We start from the raw sequence: 17538 nt of genomic DNA, 5'->3' as shown, positions 1-17538 counted from the left end.
CCTGTCCTGTGTGCGGCGTCAGACGCGGGCGAGCGCGGGCGCGCGGTGGGCCCGCACATACTGGCTCGGCCAGGTGGTGTGCGGGTCCTCGCCGAGCTCGGCGGCGGCGCGGAGGCCGAAGTGCGGGTCCCGCAGCCACTCGCGGGCCGCGAAGATGACATCGGCGGATCCGTCCTCGAGGATGTCCTCTGCCTGACGGCCCGTCGTGATGATGCCGACGGCGGCCGTCAGGGATCCCGTGACCTCGCGGACGCGGGCGGCGAACGGCACCTGGTAGCCGGGGTGCACGTCGATCTGCTGGTGGGCGACGAGACCGCTCGACGAGATGTCGAAGAGGTCGGCGCCGGCGCCGGCGGCCCAGGCCGCCGCCTGGGCGACGTCGTCGACCTCGAGACCGCCGGGTGCCGAGTCGGTCGCGGAGAACCGCACGAAGACGGGGACGCCGGTGCCGACCTCGTCGCGGACGGCGCGCACGACGTCGAGCGTCAGCCGCGCGCGGTTCTCGAGGGATCCGCCGTACTCGTCGGTGCGCTCGTTCGAGAGCGGCGAGAGGAACTCGTGCAGCAGGTAGCCGTGCGCGGCATGCACCTCGAGCACCTGGAATCCGGCCTCGAGCGCCCGGCGGGCGGCGACGCGGAACGCCTCCACGATCTCGGCGATGCGCTCGCGCGTCATCGCGGCGGGCGCGGCGAAGCCCTCGTACGCGATCGCAGAGGGCGCCTCGGCCGTCCAGCCGCCCTCGCTCGCCGGCACGGTTCCGCTGCTCTCGGCCTGCGGCGCGTGCGTCGACGCCTTGCGGCCCGCGTGGGCGAGCTGCACGCCCGCGACGGATCCGCGGTCGCGGATCGACTGCACGACCGGCTTCCACGCGGCGACCTGCTCGTCGTTCCAGATACCGGCGTCCTGCGGCGAGATGCGGCCCTCGGGGACGACCGCGGTCGCCTCGGCGACGACGAGTCCGGCGCCGCCCGATGCGAACTGGGCCAGGTGCACGTGATGCCAGTCGTTCACGATGCCGTTCTCCGCGCTGTACATGCACATGGGGGCGACCCACAGGCGATTCCGGAACGTGATGTCGCGGACGGAGAGCGATGTGAACAGCTGGCTCATGGTGGCCTTTCGTCGTGTCAGCAGAGGGCGTGCGGCGACGATAGTCTGACCGCATGCCCGGGGGAAGCGGATGGCACGACGACCAGTGGATGGCCGAGGATGCGGCATCCGTGCTCCGTGTGCCAACGCGTGATGATCACAAGTATTCCCGGGGATCCGTCGTCCTGCTCACGGGCAGTCCCGCCTACCCCGGCGCGGCCGTGCTGTCGGTCGAGGGCGCGTGGCGTGCGGGAATCGGCATGGTGCGCTGGATCGGCGACGACGAGGTCGCGCCTCTCGTGATGCAGCGTCGCCCCGAAACGGTGCGCGGGGGCGGCCGCCTCGACGCGGCCGTCGTCGGCAGCGGCATCGACGGGCGCACGCGCACCGACGAGACGACGCGCATGATCACCTCGATGTTCGCGTCGCCCGCGCCGATCGTCATCGACGCCGGTGCCCTCGACCTCGCCGCCCGCGCCCAGGGGCCGTTCATCGTCACGCCGCACGACCGCGAGCTGCGCGAGGTGCGGATCCCGCTGGGCCTCGGCGTCGACGACATCGACGTGGATCCGCTGCAGACGCGCCTCGACAGCGGGTTCCGGGAGCGCGTGCTCGTCGTGCGAGAGACGGCGGTCGCGGTCGGCGGCGTGGTGCTGCTGAAGGGCGCCGACACGATCGTCGCGACGCCGGGCGGATGGTGGACCGTCGTCCGGGAGGGCACGCCGTGGCTCGCGACGGCCGGCACGGGCGATGTGCTCGCGGGCGCGATGGGCGCGATCCTCGCATCGACTGTCGCGGGGAGGCCCACGTACGAGATCGATGTCGAAGAGCTCGGTCCCATCGCCGCGACCGCCGCCTGGCTGCACGGCGCGGCTGCGCGCCTCGCGGTCGGTCCCGGTCGCCCCATCACCGCCCTCGATGTCGCGGAGCGCCTCCCCGACGCCTTCGCCGAGGCCGTCGCGTGAGACAGGCCCCCCTCGTCGCCGTCTGGATCGGCTTCCTCGCCGCACACGCGATCTCCACCTGGCTCGGGTGGGTCTGGCCGAACGGGCCGATGGGCGACACATATCTCGTCTACGAGCCGTGGAGCGACCGGGCGATCGACGGGCAGGGGATCGTCGGCATCTCGGAGTCGTGGGTGTATCCGCCGCTCGCGCTCGTGCCGATGGTCGTCGCGCAGGCCCTGGTCTGGTTCTCGTCCTACTCGCTGAGCTGGGCGGTTCTCGTCGGCCTGGTCGACATCGTCGCGTTCGGGATCCTCGTGGGCCGCGGCTCCTCGCGCGGGCGCCTCGCGGGCGGCTGGCTGTGGGCGGGGTTCGTGCTCGTGCTCGGTCCCGTCGCGCTGTTCCGGCTCGACGCCGTGACGGTGCCGTTGGCGATCCTCGCGCTGCTCCTGATCGGTGCGCACCCGCGCACGGCGGGGGCGCTGATCGCGTGTGCGACCTGGATCAAGGTCTGGCCGGCCGCGCTCGCCGTGTCGGTCGTCATCGCCTCGCGTCAGCGCTGGCGCGTCGTGCGCGGCGGCGTCGCGGTCTCGATCCTGGTCGTCACGGGCGTCGTGCTCGCCGGCGGATCGGAGCACCTGCTCGGGTTCGTGACGACGCAGGGCGAGCGCGGCTTGCAGATCGAGGCGGTCGCTGCGACGCCGTTCCTGTTCGGGGCGGGCGGGGGCGCGATCTACTACGACACCGAGATCCTGACGTATCAGGTGCAGGGCGCGGGCGTCGACGCCGTCGCATCCGTGCTCACGCCCGTGATGGCACTCGCCGTCGCCGCGATCTGCGCACTGGGCGTCTGGCGCGTGCGGAGAGGATCCCCGTTCCTCGCCGTCCTGCCGCCCCTCGCCCTCGCTCTCGTCGTCTGCCTCATCGTCACCAACAAGGTCGGATCCCCGCAGTTCCAGACCTGGCTCATCGCGCCGCTCGTCGCCTGGGTCGTCTGGGATCGCGCCCGCGCCTGGCCCCTCGCGGCGCTCGGGCTCGTCACGGCTGGCCTCACCCACATCGTGTATCCGCTGGCCTATCATCTCGTGCTCGTCGGCGATACGGTGGGCCTCGGCGTGCTCGCTGCGCGCAACGCGCTCGTCGTCGTCCTCGGGATCTGGGCCGTCGTGCGCCTCGCACGCCCCACGAGCTCCCCCCGCCGCCTCTCACCCATCGCACACCAGGAGTGACCCATGCTCGTCGCCTTCTCCGTCGCCCCCTCCGGAACCGGCCGCGCCGACGGATCCGTCCACGATGCCGTCGCCGCCGCCGTCCAGGTCGTGCGCGACTCGGGGCTGCCGCACCGCACGACGTCGATGAACACCGAGATCGAGGGCCCGGACTGGGACACGGTCATGGACGTCGTCAAGCGTGCGACCGAGGCGGTCCTGCCCTACGGCTCCCGCGTCTCGCTCGTGCTCAAGGCCGACATCCGACCCGGCTACGAGGGCGAGCTCGACGGCAAGATCGAACGCCTCGAGCAGGCGATCGACGCGCGCGACTAATCCCGGGGCGCGCGACCAATCCCGGAGCGCGCGGCTGATGCCCGCGCCGACCTGCGTGACCTGCGCGCTCCTGCCGCGAGGCGCCCGTAGACTTTCGGGGTGACATCCTCGACTCCTGAGTCGAGGGGTGCGGCGAAGATGGCGCTCCTCTCCATGGCCATCGGCGCATTCGGCATCGGCATGACCGAGTTCACCTCGATGGGGCTTCTGCCCGGCATCGCGGGTGATCTGCGGCCCGCCCTCTACGAGGCGAGCCCGGAGGAGGCCGTCGCGCAGGCGGGGATCCTCATCAGCCTGTACGCGCTCGGCGTCGTCGTCGGAGCGCCGACCATCGCGGCGGTCGTCTCGCGATTCCCGCGCCACCGTGTGATGATCGCGCTCGCCGGGGCGCTCCTGATCGGCAACGTGCTCACGGTCATCGCGCCGACGTTCGAGCTCGTCGCCGTCAGCCGGTTCCTCGCCGGGCTCCCGCACGGCGCGTTCTTCGGTATGGCTGCGGTCGTCGCGAGCGAGCTGCTGGGGCCGGGACGTCGCGGGTGGGGCGTCGCGATGGTGATGACCGGCCTCACGATCGCGAACCTCGTCGGCGTCCCCGGCGGCACCTTCCTCGGCCAGGTCCTCGGCTGGCGCGCGGCCTACCTTGTGGTGGTCGTCGTCTTCGCCGTCGCGCTCGTCATGTGCTGGCGCTTCATCCCGGCGACCCCGGGCGATCCCGGACGGACGTTCCGCCAGGAGCTCGGCGTGTTCCGGATCCGCCAGGTGTGGCTGACGATCGCCATCGGCGCCATCGGGTTCGGCGCGTTCTTCGCCGTGTACAGCTACGTTGCGACGCTCATGACCGAGGCCGCGGGCGCCCCGGCGTGGGCGGTTCCCGTCGCGCTCATGGCGCTCGGCGGCGGAATGGTCGTCGGCAACGTCCTCGGCGGGAAGCTCGCGGACATCAGCGTGAAGCGCACGCTGCTCGCGAGCCTCGGAGCACTCGCCGCGTGCTCCGTCGTCGTCGCGGTGCTGTCCACGTGGGCCGTCGCGGTCGTCCCCGCCCTGTTCGTCTTCGGCATCGCGGGGCAGGTTGTGACACCCGCGATCCAGCTGCGCTTGCTCGACGTCGCCGCGGAGCACCAGGCCATCGGCGCGGCGCTCAACCACTCGGCACTCAACATCGGCAACAGCATCGGCGCCGCGCTCGGCGGCACCGTCATCGCCGCGGGCCTCGGCTACGTCGCCCCCGCGTGGCTCGGCGCCGCGCTCGCGAGCGCGGGCCTCGTCATCGCGGCGGCCGCCTTCTCGGTCGAGAAGCGGCGACAGGCCGTCGCGGTCGCCTGACCTACTCCGCCAGCAGCGCGCGTAGGTGGTGGCCGAGGACGTCGGTCTCGATGAGGAACCCGTCGTGGCCGAAGTCGCTCGTGATGACGACGGCGTCGTCGCCGTGGATCGTCGTCGGGATCCCCTTCGCGAGCCGGTGCTGGCCCTCGATCGGGAACAGCCGGTCGGTGTCGATGCCCACGACGAGGGTGCGCGCGGTGACGCGCGTCAGCGCGTCCTCGATGCCGCCCCGGTCGCGCCCGACGTCGTGCGAATCCATCGCCTCGACGAGCCGGATGTACGTATTCGCATCGAAGCGGCGCGTGAACTTGTTGCCGTGGAAGTCGAGGTAGGACTCGACGGCGAAGCGGCCGCCGTGACCGAGCGGGCTGACATCCGACTGCCATGAGCGCTGGAAGCGCTTGTTGAGCTCGACGATGCCGCGGTAGTTGAGCATCGCCATGCGGCGCGCCAGCGCGAGACCGCGATGCGGGCCCTCCCCGGCCGCCGACTCGTAGTACTCGCCGCCCTGGAACCCCGTGTCGATCGAGATCGCCTCGAGCTGCGTCGAGTTCAGCGCGATCTGGTCGGCTGTGTTAGCTGGGGGCGCCGCGATGACCGCCAGCCGCTCGACGCGCTCGGGGTGCGTCGCGCCCCACTCGATCGCGTGCATGCCGCCCATGGATCCGCCCACGACCGCCGCCCAGCGGTCGATGCCGAGATGATCCGCGAGGGCCCTCTGTGCGGCGACCTGGTCGCGCACCGTGATGTAGGGGAACCGCGACGCCCAGTGGTCGCCGTCCGGATGGAAGCTCGCCGGACCCGTGGATCCCTGACATCCGCCCAGCATGTTCGGCGCGATGACGAAGTGTGTGTCCGTATCGATCGGGCGGCCGGGGCCGACGATGTCCTCCCACCAGCCCGCCGTCGCGTGCCCGGGACCTGCGGCGCCGCGGACGTGGCTGTCGCCCGTGAACGCGTGGAGGATCAGGATGGCGTTCGAACGGTCGCCGTTCAGCTCGCCCCAGGTCTCGTACGCGACACGCAGGTGCGGGAGCGTGTCACCGCGCTCCGTCGTGAACGACCCGAGCCACGCGAATCGGCGGTCGCCAGTGGGATCGCCGTCCTGCCATGCGCCGGACGCGGGAGGTCGCCCCGCCATCGAGCGGGTGTCGGCCTCCGTGACGGGAGCCGACGGCACCGTGTCCTCGGAGATCTGCCAGTCCATGGGTCCCTATTCTGCCGTGCGGCGGGGTGCGTTCTGGACAGTGTGACGGACGTGGCGTCGCGGGGCTCCGCTGCGCGATCCGTCACCGCTCGGACGCGATCCCGCGCACTCGTCCCTCGCGCGACCGCCAGACCCGAGCCAGCGTCCGAGCGGTGACGGATCGCTTCGCTCCCGGCGGCGGCCAGAACAGGGGCGGAGTTCGCGCGTCGCTTCGCGCGTCTCCAGCCGCTGCGACGGGGAGACGCGAACGTCCCCGTGTCTCGCGGGAGACGCGGGGACGTTCGCGCGGGGCTCAGCCGAGGGCTGCGGTCAGGCCCTGGTCGAGGTCGGCGATGAGGTCGTCGACGTTCTCGATGCCGATCGAGAGGCGGACGAGGCCCGGGGTCACGCCCGCCGTCAGCTGCTGCTCGGGGGTGAGCTGCGAGTGCGTCGTCGAGGCGGGGTGGATGACGAGCGACCGCACGTCGCCGATGTTCGCGAGGTGGCTGAACAGATCGAGCGAGTTGACGAATGTGCGGCCCGCGTCGACGCCGCCCTTGAGCTCGAACGACAGAACGGCTCCGACGCCCTTCGGGGCGTACGCCGTCGCGGCCGCGTTCCACGGCGACGAGGGGAGGCCGGAGTAGTTCACCGTCGCGACATCGGGGTGCTGCTCGAGCCATTCCGCGATGCGCTGCGCATTCTCGACGTGGCGCTCGATGCGCAGCGACAGCGTCTCGATGCCCTGGATCAGCTGCCAGGCGTTGTTCGGCGCGATCGCGGATCCGAGGTCGCGCAGCAGCTGCACGCGGGCCTTTGTGATGTACGCGACCTCGTTGCCGAGCGCTCCGGAGTAGCTGACACCGTGGTACGACGGGTCGGGCTCCGAGAGACCGGGGAATCGCTCCGCGTGCTCGGACCATGGGAAGGCGCCGCCATCGACGATGACACCCGCGACGATCGTGCCGTGTCCCGCGAGGAACTTCGTCGCCGAGTGGACGACGATGTCGGCTCCGTGCTCGAACGGACGGATCAGGTAGGGCGTCGCGATCGTGTTGTCGACGATGAGCGGGAGGCCGTTCTCATGCGCGATGTCGGCCACCTGGCGGATGTCGAGCACGTTGACCTGCGGGTTGCCGATCGTCTCCGCGAAGAACAGCTTCGTGTTCTCGCGCACCGCACGCCGCCACTCGTCGGGGTCGTCCTGGTTCTCGACGAACGTGACCTCGATGCCGAGCTTCGCGAGCGTGTATTTGAAGAGGTTGTACGTGCCGCCGTAGATCGAGCTCGACGACACGATGTGGTCGCCTGACTCGGCGATGTTGAGCACCGCGAACGTCTCGGCCGCCTGGCCGCTCGCCACGAGAAGTGCGCCCGTGCCCCCCTCGAGCGCGGCGATGCGCTGCTCGGCGACGTCCTGCGTCGGGTTCATGATGCGCGTATAGATGTTGCCGGGCTCGGCGAGCGCGAAGAGGTTCGCCGCGTGGTCCGAGTCGCGGAACACGTACGCCGTCGTCTGATAGAGCGGCGTCGCGCGGGCCCCCGTCGTCGGATCCGGCTGCGCTCCGGAGTGGATCTGACGGGTCTCGAAGCGCCACTGGTTCGCATCGGTCATGGGGTCCCCCTGGGTGGCTCGCTGGCGTCGGTCGGCTGGGTACGCCTCGACGGTATGCCGGGGAGGGGAGCGATCCAAGGGGCGGGAAACCTGACGTCACACGCCCGCACTACTCTGGGGTGCATGACGAGGCGCGCAGTGGTGACAGGAGCGAGTTCCGGGATCGGGCGGGCCACGGTGCACGCGCTGCGGGAGACGGGGTGGGAGGTCATCGGCGTCGCACGCCGCGCCGACCGGCTCGAGGAGCTCGCACAGGAGACGGGGGCCGACGCGTTCGCGGCCGACCTCACCCGACAGGAGGACGTCGCCGCGCTCGCCGCGTACACGTCGGAGGCGCCGCTGCACGCGCTCGTGCACGTCGCGGGCGGCGCGCTCGGATCCGATCGCGTCGAGGACGGCGACCCCGACGGCTGGCTGCGCATGTACGAGATGAACACGGTCTCCGCACAGCGGCTCGTGCGGGCGCTCCTTCCGCAGCTGCGGGCGACGTCGGCGCGAGAGAAGACGCACGCCGACACGCTCTTCGTCACGTCGACGGCGGCGCAGGTCGCCTACCCGGGCGGCGCCGGCTACAACGCCGCCAAGGCGGGCGAGGCGATGCTCGTGCACGCGCTGCGACAGGAGCTCGTCGGCGAGCCGATCCGCGTGATCGAGATCGCACCCGGCATGGTGCGGACCGAGGAATTCTCCCTCACCCGCCTCGGCGACAGGGCTGCGGCCGACGCCGTCTACGAGGGGGTCGACCACCCGCTCACGGCGGGCGACATCGCCGACGTGATCGCGTACAGCGTGAACGCACCGGGACATGTCAATCTGGATCTCGTGACGGTCCGTCCCGTCGCGCAGGCCGCCCAGCATCTCGTGCACCGCGGCTCGCTCGCGGCCCGCGACTGACGGATCCGCCCCCACCGCTCCTCAGAGACAAGGACCCCTCCCGTGGCAGACGAGTTCATCGAGCGCGAGACGCTCACCTGGGTCGGCTTCGGCGACGCCTGCCGCGATCTCGCGCGCGCGATCGTCGCGAGCGGCTTCGAGCCAGAGGTGGTCGTCGCGATCGCACGCGGCGGCCTGCTGCCCGCCGGTGCCATCGCCTACGGACTCGGCGCGAAGAACTGCGGCGCGATCAACATGGAGTTCTACACGGGCATCGGAACGGTGCTCGACGCACCCGAGGTCCTGCCGCCCGAGCTCGATATGGACTACCTCGCGGGACGGCGCGTGCTGCTCGTCGACGATGTCGCCGACTCCGGACGCACGCTGAAGATGGCGGTCGAGCTACTCGACGACAAGGGGGCCGACGTGCGCTCCGTCACGATCTACACCAAGCCGTCGACGATCATCCACCCCGACTTCGCGTGGAAGGACACCGACAGGTGGATCGACTTCCCGTGGTCCGTCCACGGGTCTGTGATCGAGGAAGACGCGGGCCTGCCCGCCAGCGCCTGACCGATGTCAGGTCGGCGCAGCACGGCGGGGAGGACGCTTCCTGAGCTCGCGGACTCGGGTCTGATCGACCGCGGGTGGGCGGACGCGCTTGCCCCCGTGGCCGGCGACATCGCGGCGCTCGGCGAGCGGCTCCGCGCCGAGAACGGGTCGTACCTCCCCGATGGCGACCGCGTCCTGCGCGCGTTCCAGCGGCCTCTCGACGAGGTGAAGGTGCTCATCGTCGGACAGGACCCGTATCCGACCCCCGGTCACGCGATCGGTCTGTCCTTCGCCACGTCCCGCGACGTGCGACCGCTGCCGCGCAGCCTCGGCAACATCTACCGGGAGATGCAGAGCGACCTGGGCCTCGAGCCCGCGCCACACGGCGATCTGTCGAGCTGGGCCGATCAGGGCGTCCTGCTGCTCAACCGCGTGCTCACCGTCGCGCCGGGCGAGCCCGGTTCTCATCGCGGATGGGGATGGGAATCGGTCACCGAGCATGCGATCCGCGTGCTCGTCGCCCGGGAGCGCCCGCTCGTCGCGATCCTCTGGGGGGCGCAGGCGCGGGGCCTCGCGCCGCTTCTCGGATCCACCCCCCGCATCGAGTCCCCGCACCCCTCGCCGTTGTCGGCGCGCCGCGGGTTCTTCGGGTCACGGCCCTTCTCCCGTGCGAACGCCCTTCTCTCCGAGCAGGGCGCGGATCCGGTCGACTGGCGGGTGGTCTGAGCGATGCTTCCCGAGGAGTACCAGAAGCGTCGGCGCCTGCCGAAGCACCTGCGGAGGCAGCCGGCGCCTGAGCACCCCTTCGCGTACGAGATCCGTCGCGCGGAGAAGCGCGACATCCCCGATATCCGCGAGATCTACAACTACTACGTGACGAACTCCGTCGTCACCTTCGATGAGAAGAAGTGGACCTACCGGCAGTGGCTCGAGAAGTTCGAGCACCTCGCGAAGCTGGGGCTTCCGTTCCTCGTCGCCGAGTCGCCCACGGGGCAGATCCTCGGCTACGCGCTCATCTCGCCGTGGTCGGGGAAGTCGTCGTACCGCTACACGGCCGAGAACTCGATCTACCTCGGCCCCGGCGCCGTCGGCAAGGGCCTCGGGGGCGCGCTCCTCGAGGCGCTGATCCGGGCGAGCGAGGAGTTCGGCCTCACGCAGATCGTGGCGGTCATCAGCGACAAGGGCGCCGACGGATCCATCGCCCTGCACGAGAAGTACGGCTTCGAAGAGGTCGGCCGCATGGGCCGCGTGGGCTTCAAGTTCGGCCGCTGGCTCGGCGTCGTCTACATGCAGAAGCAGCTGAAGCGCCGCCGAAAGCCGCTGTTCCGGCGGCGCTGAGCCGAAAGCACATGATCCCTGCAGAGGTACATGAGGCGTCATGTACCTCTGCAGGGATCATGTGCGCTCGCGACGTTGTCCACAGGCATGAACGCCACACGTCGCTCCGGCACAAGAGTGGATCCATGCACCCCCGTTCCCGCGCCGAGCTCCTCGCTGACGGCTACACGGAGCACGCGGTCCGCGGAGGCGTCCGGAGCGGTCGCATCGAGCGAATCCGCCACGGCTACTACGCCGAGCGCGACGGCTGGGACGGCGCGTACGTGGAGGAGCGGCAGCGGATCCTCGCGCGGGCCGCCGCGGATGCGGCGCACACCCCTCCGGTGTTCTGTCACGTGACGGCGGCCGCCCTGCATCGCCTGCCCCTGAGTCGGCACGTCGACGAGCGCGCGCACGTTCTCGCTCGGGAGGGCGGATCCGGCACATCGACGGGGTCCGTGCAACGCCATCGAGACCGCTGGGACGGCGACGCGGTCGACTGCGGCGGCCTCCTCGTGACGACGCTCGCCCGCACCGTGTTCGACGTTGCGCGCAGGGCCCGGCGTGAGACGGCGATGGCCTGTGCGGACGCGGCGATCCGGCAGATCGCGGCGCGCGACGACGGGCGTCGTCTCGAGGCCGAGGCGGACGCGGCGTTTCGTCAGGAGATCCGGGACCTCGCCGCGCGCTTCACCGGCGCGCGCGGTGTGGCACGGGCGAGGTTCGTCGCCGAGGCGATGGATCCGTGCGCGGAGTCGCCCGGCGAGAGCATCAGCGGTCTCTACCTGCGCGACATCGGCTTCCGCACGTTCGATCGTCAGGTCGAGATTCAGGTGCCGGAGGGGCGGAGGTACTTCGTCGACTTCGCGTTCGCGGGCATCCTCGGTGAGTACGACGGCGCGACCAAGTACCTGAATCGTGCGATGCGAGGCGGCCGCTCGTCCGAGCAGGTCGTGTTCGACGAGAAGCGCCGCGAGGACCGGATCCGCGCCGCGACCGGAAGACGTGTGCTGCGGTGGACGACGCGCGAGATCCGCACGCGCGACACCTTCCGGGAGTTCCTTTCGTCCCACGGGGTCCGCCCCTGAGCGCGAAAGCACATGATCCCTGCAGCGGTACATGAAATCTCGTGTACGCCCGCAGGGATCATGTGCGCTCGTGAGATCGTCAGTCGATGCGCACCGGTTCCGATTCCGCCGCGACGCCGGCGCCCGTGACCTCGACCGCGATGTCGACGCCCTTGTACCGGCCCGTCAGGTGGAAGCGGTTCGAGGTCTCGCCTGCGATCGGCCTCCCGTCGGCGAGCCAGCGGTAGGAGAACTCGGTGCCTGCCGGCCAGGATCCCTCGTCGACCGTGAGCCAGGCACCCGGCTTGATGCCCCGGTGGTGCTCCGAGACGATCTCGGGGGTGCCGGCGACGATCTGCTCGTCGGTCTCGCTCTCGATGAGGGGGTTCGGGATCGTCACCTGCCGCAGCTGCTCGTCGGTCTCGAAGTCGTGGGCCGTCACGACGAGACGGTCGCCGTAGGCGTCGACCGTCAGACCCTGGTTGATGTCGCGCGTGACGACCTCGGTGATGTCCGACGTGCTCTCGCCGCGCGCGTCCCACTCGACGTGCATCGCAATCGTGTTGACGGCCCAGAAGCCGTCCGCGTGGCCGTCCGTCGTGCGGCGCTGGACCGCCCAGTCGCCGAGCTCGGCGGGGTAGTGCGTGTGGCCGGACATCACGACCGCGTTCGGATAGTTGCCGAGGATGCTCGTGAGCCGATCGTTCATCTGGTGGTGATCCGCGTAGTGGGGGATCCACGACGCCGAGACCGTGTCGCCGAGCGGGAAGTGCGTGAGCACGAGCACCTGGGAGCCCTGCGCGGTCCAGTGGGCGAGGCGCTCCTCGAGGAAGCGCACCTGCTCCTCCGACATCGGCACGTCGGGCGGGCCCGCGAACTCCTGCCCGAGCATGATGACGGGAAGGTCGCCGGAGGGGCCCTCGATCACGTACTCGTCCCAGACGCGGTCGCGCTCGGCGAACGTGAGGAAGCGATCGCGATTCGCCTCGAAGCCGCCCGGCGCGTAGCGCTCGTGGTTCCCGATCGCCGCGATCGTCTGGCGCGGACGGAGGTGCGCCGTCGCACCCATGACGTCGGAGATCTCGTCCCACTCCCGCGTCGTGCCCGAGTTCACGACGTCCCCCACGATCGCCATCGCGTCGGCCTCGGGGGCGATCTCGGCGTAGTCGCCGAGCGCGTGCTGCCAGTCCTGCGGGTGGCCCTGGATGTCGCTCATCACCCACGCCTGCGTCGGCTCGCCCACGGCCTCGGCGAGCACCTCGTGCACGGCGACGGAGTCGATTGCCCAGTACCGCGACGTCTCGTCGCCCGTGAGGGTCCACGAGAACACGGCCTCGCGAGCGCCGGACGGCACCTCGATCACGATGTCCTGCGTGCCGTTCATCTGCCGTGCGTCGTAGCCGTCGGCGATGCTCTCGCTGTCGAGGCGCAGGACCTCGCTCGTCTCGCCGCCGTCGAAGCTGACCGACACGGCGCCGGACTGGTTCGCGGATCCGCGGTAGTGGCTGTCGAAGCTCAGGCGCACGGATCCGAGGCCCGTCACGTCGACGGGCGCGCTCGCGAGGGTCGCGTCGAACGACCCGCCGAACTGCTGCGGGTCGGCGACGGCGATCGTGCCGTCGGCGCGGCCGAAGCGCGTGCGCATCTCGTCGACGCCCGCCGTCCACTCGTCGCGCGTGAGGAACTGCCAGCCCGACGCGGACCAGCCCTCGGCGCCGTCCGCCGAAAACGCCTCGCGCGCGACGACCTCGTCCGTGTCGCGCGTCATCGCGACGGGCGCGATGTCGACGGCGCCATCCGGGTCGCCGGGCTGCGCGGCGCCCGGGTCCGGCGAGACCGCGACGCGCGCCGGGCCCGCGAGAACGCCGTAGCCGTCCTCGGCGAGAAGGTACACGTCCCAGTCGCCCGCGGCGAGGCCGTCGAATGCGACCGTTCCGCTGGGGTCGGGCGTGTAGGCCCATTGCGTCGACGCGGTGTCTCCGGGTGTGACGCCCGCGGGGTAGACGCCAATCCAGTTGAGCTCGTGCGGCGCGTCCGTCTCATACGAGACCGACAGCGCGTCGCCCGCGGCCAGGTCGGCATCGTCGACGACGATCGCGGATCCGTCCGACGAGACGACCGCCGAGGCGGGCGGTGCGGGGGCCGCGACAGCGGGCAGTGCGGGGAGGGCGAGCGCCGCGACGAGGAGTCCGCCGACGGCGCAGGTGCGCGTGATCTTCATGGGGTCTTCCTGATGGAGGGAGGGGAACCCCCAGACCCAAGCGGATCCACCTGTCGCGCCGGTGACGCCGCGGTGAACGTCCGCGCGGGCGGTCTACAGAAGCGCCGGCAGATCCGCCACCGAGTCGCGCACGTGGGTCGCCCGCGCGTCCTGGAACTCGTCGTCGCCGTGGGTGCCGGTGCGCACGCCCACGACGATCGAGGCGCCGGCGCGACGCCCCGCGAGGATGTCGGACGCGGTGTCGCCCGCGACCGCGATCTCGCGCACGTCGTCGATGCCGAGGCGCAGCATGGCGTGCAGGTTCATGTTCGGGAAGGGCCGTCCGCGACCGGCATCGGCCGGCGAGAACACCGCGTCGGGCAGGCGCGTCCAGTCGAGCGCCTCGAGCAGCGCGTCCCGCGTGATCGGAGAGAACCCGGTCGTGAGCGCGACGCGGATCCCCTCCTCCTGCAGGGAGCGGATCGTCTCCTCCGCGTCAGGCAGCGGGCTGGCGGCGCCACCCCGGATCAGGTCGAGATACGCGGCCTCGAAGGCGGCGTTCGCCGCGTGGGCGCGCGCGTCGGATCCCGTGATGGCGCGGAAGACGTCGATCTTCGACTGGCCCATGGTGTCGATCGTGTACTGCGTCGCCTCCGCGCGCTCCGGAGTGCCCTCCGCGATGCCGATGTCGTCCATGGCGCGCGCGAACGCGCTCATGACCGCTCCGTCGTCCTGAACCGTCGTGCCCGCCATGTCGAGGCACACCAGGGAGATGCTCATTCTCGTCCGCTTCCGTAGATCTGGTCGATGACCGATTCGCCGAGCCCGAGGCCCGTCGTCATGCCGATGCCCGTCGTGACGGACGACGCCCAGATGCCGTCCGCGACGTGCTCGCGCAGGAAATCCGCCGGCGCCTTCGCGTAGATGCCCTGCCAGCGCTGGCGCACGTCGATGTGGGTGAGGCCGAAGAGGCGTCGTGCCTCGCGCGTGAGCAGGTCGAAGGCGCGCTCGTCCTGGAACGGCACCGCCGTCGGCTCCGTGCGGTGGGTGTCGCCGAGGAACAGCCCTGTTCCGGGCGCCTCCGTGTACATCTGGTTGACGTCGAAGTCGATCATGTCGGGACGCTCGCGCCGGAAGCGCGCGAGGAGCTCCGTGTGCGTCGGCGTCTGCTGGAACGCCGAGTAGCGCAGCATCGAGGATCCGGTGAGCACGGGGAACTCGAGACCGATCCCGCTGGCGAGCATCATGTCGAGCACGCACCGTTCGACCCCGTGCCGCTCCGCGACGTCGGGCAGCACGTGGTCGATGTCGTAGTTGACGCAGAACACGACGTTCTCCGCGCGGACCTCCCCGCGTGCCGTGTGCAGGACGCCGGCCTCGGCGCCGAGGGCGCTCGTGCGCCACCGGAACGCGACACCCTCGCCTGCGAGCCACGCCGCGAAGGTCGCGGCCGCCTCGCGGGGGTTCACCTGCATGTCGTCCTTGAGGAGCGCGCCGCCCACCGCCCCCGCGACCGGGGCGAGATCCGTCACCTCGCGTTCACTCAGGAGCCGGCCGTCGCCGATCTCGCGCAGCATCTGCATCTCGTCCTCGGCGGTCGCGACCATGAGCGTTCCTCGGCGCGCCAGCCAGAACCCTGCCCGGGGCGCGTATTCGAGGTAGAGCTCGCGCGATCGCCGCGCATACTCGCCGGCCTCGCCCGCCTGCATCGTCGTGCCGATGTGCCCGAAGTTGCGCGCGGTGGATCCGCTGATCCGGTCGGCACGGTCGACGACGACCGTGCGCAGTCCGCGGGCATGCGCGGCGGCGGCATGGGCGAGGCCGACGATGCCGGCACCGACGACGGCGACATCGTACGTTTCGTTCACCCGGCCACCGTACGCATGCCGAAATGCCGGACCCCGGCCACTTCACCTCCCTGTCACCCACCGTCCGACAGGTGTTCACGAAGCGCTCCTAGCGTGCGGGCGATGGGCCCCGTGCAGCAGATCGCCGACAGTCTCGAGAGCGAGATCGCCGGTTCGGCGCCGGGGGACCGGCTCCCCAGTGAGCACGCCCTCATGCGCCGCTTCGGGGCGACGCGCACGAGGGTTCGCCGCGCGATCGAGCTGCTCGAGGCGCGCTTCCTCGTCCGCCGTGCTCAGGGCGCCGGCACGTTCGTGAACCGCCGCATCGACTACCTCGTCTCGCCCGAGGGCGCGCCCTCGCTGCACCGCACCGTCGAGCGAGCGGGCGGCGTGCCGCGCACGTTCCTCATCGATGCCGTCGAGCGCGAGGCGCCCGCCGACATCGCGGAATTCCTCGACCTGGACGCGGGGTCGCCGTGCACGCGTCTCGTTCGCCTCGCCTACATCGACGACCAGATCGCGACGTGCGCGGAGGAGTGGATCGCTCCGGGCGTGCTCGACAACGTCGACGTGAGCCTGCGCGCGATCGAGTCCCTCGCCGAGGTGCTGCGGGGGACGAGGCGGGATCCGGTGCGGGCCTGGTCGCGGGTGGCGACCGACTTCGCGCCCGCCGACATGGCCGCCCGGCTCGAGACGCGCGAGACCACGCCGACCTGGTGCCTCGAAACCCTCACGCGCGACGGCGCCGGCGGAGCCGCGCTGATGTTCAGCCGGTCGTGGCTCCGGCAGGACAGAGTGCGCGTCGTCATCCAGTTCGGCGAGCGGTGACGTCGTCCCGGCACTTGTCGCCCAAGTTGCCGGACTGTTCACCTGCGGGATCCCGGGCGTTGGCCACCGGGTGGGGAACCCGCCAGACGGCACCCGCACGGTGTACCCGTCCCCGCGCCGGATCCCTCCGGCATGCACCCGAACACATCAGGACGGAAGACACATGATCTCCACGCGCACGAAGCGTGCCTCGTTCGCCGCGGTCGCCGCGGCGGGCCTCATCGCCCTCGCGGGCTGCTCCGGAACGTCCGCCGACGAGACCACCGGCGGAGAGGCCGGCGCCGACTGGCCCGAGTCGCTCTCGTTCGCGGTGATCCCCGCCGAGTCCTCGACGACGATCGCCCAGCAGCAGGGCAAGATCATCGAGGCGCTCGAGAACGAGCTCGACCTCGAGGTCGAGATCCAGGAGGCGACGAGCTACGCGGGCGTCATCGAGGCGCTCCGGGCCGGGCAGGCCGATATCGCGGGCCTCGGCCCGTTCTCGTACGCGGTCGCCGTCGACAGCGGCGTCGAGGTCACGCCGCTCGGCGCGGTCGTCGACGACCCCGAGATGGAGCCGGGCTACCAGTCCTACGGCGTCGTGAACCCCGACAGCGGCATCGACTCGATCGAGGGCTTCGCCGACAAGACGGTCTGCTTCGTCGACCCGACGTCGACGTCGGGCTTCCTCTTCCCGTCGGCTGGCCTCCTCGAAGCCGGAATCGATCCCGAGGAGGGCGTCGAGCAGGTCATGGCCGGCAGTCACGACGCGTCGGCCCTCTCGGTCGCCGACGGCACGTGCGACGCGGGCTTCGCCTACGACACGATGGTCACCGAGACGCTCGTCGACTCGGGCCAGATGGACGACGGCGCGGTCGAGATCGTCTGGGAGTCCGAGGTCATCCCCGGCAGCCCCTACGTGTCGAACGACGCGCTCCCGCAGGACCTGCAGGACGAGCTGCTCCGCATCTTCACGGAGGAGCTGAACGTCCCCGCGCTCATCGAGTCGGGCATCTGCGGAAGTGCCGAGGACTGCCCCATGCCCGAGGAGTCGGAGTACGGCTTCGTCGCAGTCGAGGACTCGCTCTACGACGGCATCCGCGCCGTCTGCGAGACGACGCAGTCGGAGTCCTGCGTCGCCTGACGAACGCAGCCTGCCGCGGGCGGGGCATCC

General features: G+C 71.0%; 17 protein-coding genes. 11 read left to right on the top strand and 6 right to left on the bottom strand.

The features are described 5' to 3' along the window. Positions 1–18: 18 nt before the first annotated feature. The gene (locus KOL93_RS12915; protein ID WP_221585802.1) at positions 19–1110 is read right to left on the bottom strand and encodes an NADH:flavin oxidoreductase/NADH oxidase; all 1092 of its coding nucleotides are present in this window, start codon (positions 1108–1110) and stop codon (positions 19–21) included. A 53-nt stretch (positions 1111–1163) separates the two neighbouring features. On the opposite strand from KOL93_RS12915, the gene KOL93_RS12910 reads away from it, so the two are divergent. The 4 genes from KOL93_RS12910 to KOL93_RS12895 all read left to right on the top strand — a co-directional run bounded on the left by KOL93_RS12910 (position 1164) and on the right by KOL93_RS12895 (position 4900). Continuing rightward, positions 1164–2054 (top strand): ADP-dependent NAD(P)H-hydrate dehydratase, encoded by an 891-nt coding sequence (locus KOL93_RS12910; RefSeq protein WP_221585801.1) that lies wholly within the window; start codon positions 1164–1166, stop codon positions 2052–2054. Next, positions 2051–3262, top strand: coding sequence for a glycosyltransferase 87 family protein (locus KOL93_RS12905; protein WP_308291635.1), 1212 nt, complete (start codon positions 2051–2053; stop codon positions 3260–3262). Before KOL93_RS12910 ends, KOL93_RS12905 begins: the two co-directional genes overlap by 4 nt. A 3-nt stretch (positions 3263–3265) precedes the next feature. Continuing rightward, positions 3266–3577, top strand: coding sequence for a thiamine-binding protein (locus tag KOL93_RS12900; RefSeq protein WP_221585800.1), 312 nt, complete (start codon positions 3266–3268; stop codon positions 3575–3577). Between the two features lie 99 nt (positions 3578–3676). Then, entirely contained in the window at positions 3677–4900 is a 1224-nt protein-coding gene (locus KOL93_RS12895) for an MFS transporter (RefSeq protein ID WP_308291634.1), read from the top strand. A gap of 1 nt (position 4901) precedes the next feature. Here KOL93_RS12895 and metX read toward each other — a convergent pair whose 3' ends face one another. Beyond that, entirely contained in the window at positions 4902–6107 is a 1206-nt protein-coding gene (gene metX, locus KOL93_RS12890; protein ID WP_221585799.1) for a homoserine O-acetyltransferase MetX, read from the bottom strand. A 292-nt stretch (positions 6108–6399) separates the two neighbouring features. After that, positions 6400–7701: a bifunctional o-acetylhomoserine/o-acetylserine sulfhydrylase gene (locus KOL93_RS12885; protein WP_221585798.1), complete on the bottom strand. Its 1302-nt coding sequence runs from the start codon at positions 7699–7701 to the stop codon at positions 6400–6402. Positions 7702–7824: 123 nt separating this feature from the next. Here KOL93_RS12885 and KOL93_RS12880 point away from each other — a divergent pair, with 123 nt between their 5' ends. The 5 genes from KOL93_RS12880 to KOL93_RS12860 all read left to right on the top strand — a co-directional run bounded on the left by KOL93_RS12880 (position 7825) and on the right by KOL93_RS12860 (position 11531). Then, a complete protein-coding gene (locus tag KOL93_RS12880; RefSeq protein ID WP_221585797.1) occupies positions 7825–8595 on the top strand; it encodes an SDR family oxidoreductase in 771 nt (256 codons plus the stop codon). Between the two features lie 42 nt (positions 8596–8637). Continuing rightward, positions 8638–9147 carry a phosphoribosyltransferase gene (locus tag KOL93_RS12875; protein WP_221585796.1) on the top strand — a complete coding sequence of 170 codons (510 nt, stop codon included), beginning with the start codon at positions 8638–8640 and terminating at the stop codon, positions 9145–9147. Positions 9148–9150: 3 nt separating this feature from the next. Continuing rightward, on the top strand, positions 9151–9852 hold the full coding sequence (locus tag KOL93_RS12870; RefSeq protein ID WP_221585795.1) for a uracil-DNA glycosylase: 702 nt from the start codon (positions 9151–9153) through the stop codon (positions 9850–9852). Positions 9853–9855: 3 nt separating this feature from the next. After that, on the top strand, positions 9856–10464 hold the full coding sequence (locus KOL93_RS12865; RefSeq protein WP_221585794.1) for a GNAT family N-acetyltransferase: 609 nt from the start codon (positions 9856–9858) through the stop codon (positions 10462–10464). Between the two features lie 125 nt (positions 10465–10589). Continuing rightward, positions 10590–11531 carry a hypothetical protein gene (locus KOL93_RS12860; RefSeq protein ID WP_221585793.1) on the top strand — a complete coding sequence of 314 codons (942 nt, stop codon included), beginning with the start codon at positions 10590–10592 and terminating at the stop codon, positions 11529–11531. A gap of 79 nt (positions 11532–11610) precedes the next feature. On the opposite strand, the gene KOL93_RS12855 is transcribed toward KOL93_RS12860, so the two are convergent. The 3 genes from KOL93_RS12855 to KOL93_RS12845 all read right to left on the bottom strand — a co-directional run bounded on the left by KOL93_RS12855 (position 11611) and on the right by KOL93_RS12845 (position 15578). Continuing rightward, positions 11611–13731, bottom strand: coding sequence for a DUF4073 domain-containing protein (locus KOL93_RS12855; RefSeq protein ID WP_221585792.1), 2121 nt, complete (start codon positions 13729–13731; stop codon positions 11611–11613). Between the two features lie 93 nt (positions 13732–13824). Further along, positions 13825–14490 carry a phosphonatase-like hydrolase gene (locus KOL93_RS12850; RefSeq protein WP_221585791.1) on the bottom strand — a complete coding sequence of 222 codons (666 nt, stop codon included), beginning with the start codon at positions 14488–14490 and terminating at the stop codon, positions 13825–13827. Continuing rightward, positions 14487–15578: a TIGR03364 family FAD-dependent oxidoreductase gene (locus KOL93_RS12845; RefSeq protein ID WP_221585790.1), complete on the bottom strand. Its 1092-nt coding sequence runs from the start codon at positions 15576–15578 to the stop codon at positions 14487–14489. Before KOL93_RS12845 ends, KOL93_RS12850 begins: the two co-directional genes overlap by 4 nt. Before the next feature lie 102 nt (positions 15579–15680). Here KOL93_RS12845 and KOL93_RS12840 point away from each other — a divergent pair, with 102 nt between their 5' ends. Beyond that, positions 15681–16385, top strand: a complete 705-nt coding sequence (locus KOL93_RS12840) for a GntR family transcriptional regulator (RefSeq protein WP_221585789.1) — start codon at positions 15681–15683, stop codon at positions 16383–16385. Between the two features lie 163 nt (positions 16386–16548). After that, positions 16549–17508: a phosphate/phosphite/phosphonate ABC transporter substrate-binding protein gene (locus KOL93_RS12835; protein ID WP_221585788.1), complete on the top strand. Its 960-nt coding sequence runs from the start codon at positions 16549–16551 to the stop codon at positions 17506–17508. Positions 17509–17538: the final 30 nt, after the last annotated feature.

It is taken from the genome of Microbacterium salitolerans (genome assembly GCF_019720895.1).
In the GTDB taxonomy this organism is placed as follows: Bacteria; Actinomycetota; Actinomycetes; order Actinomycetales; family Microbacteriaceae; genus Microbacterium.
This window is presented reverse-complemented; position numbering and strand designations above follow the sequence as displayed.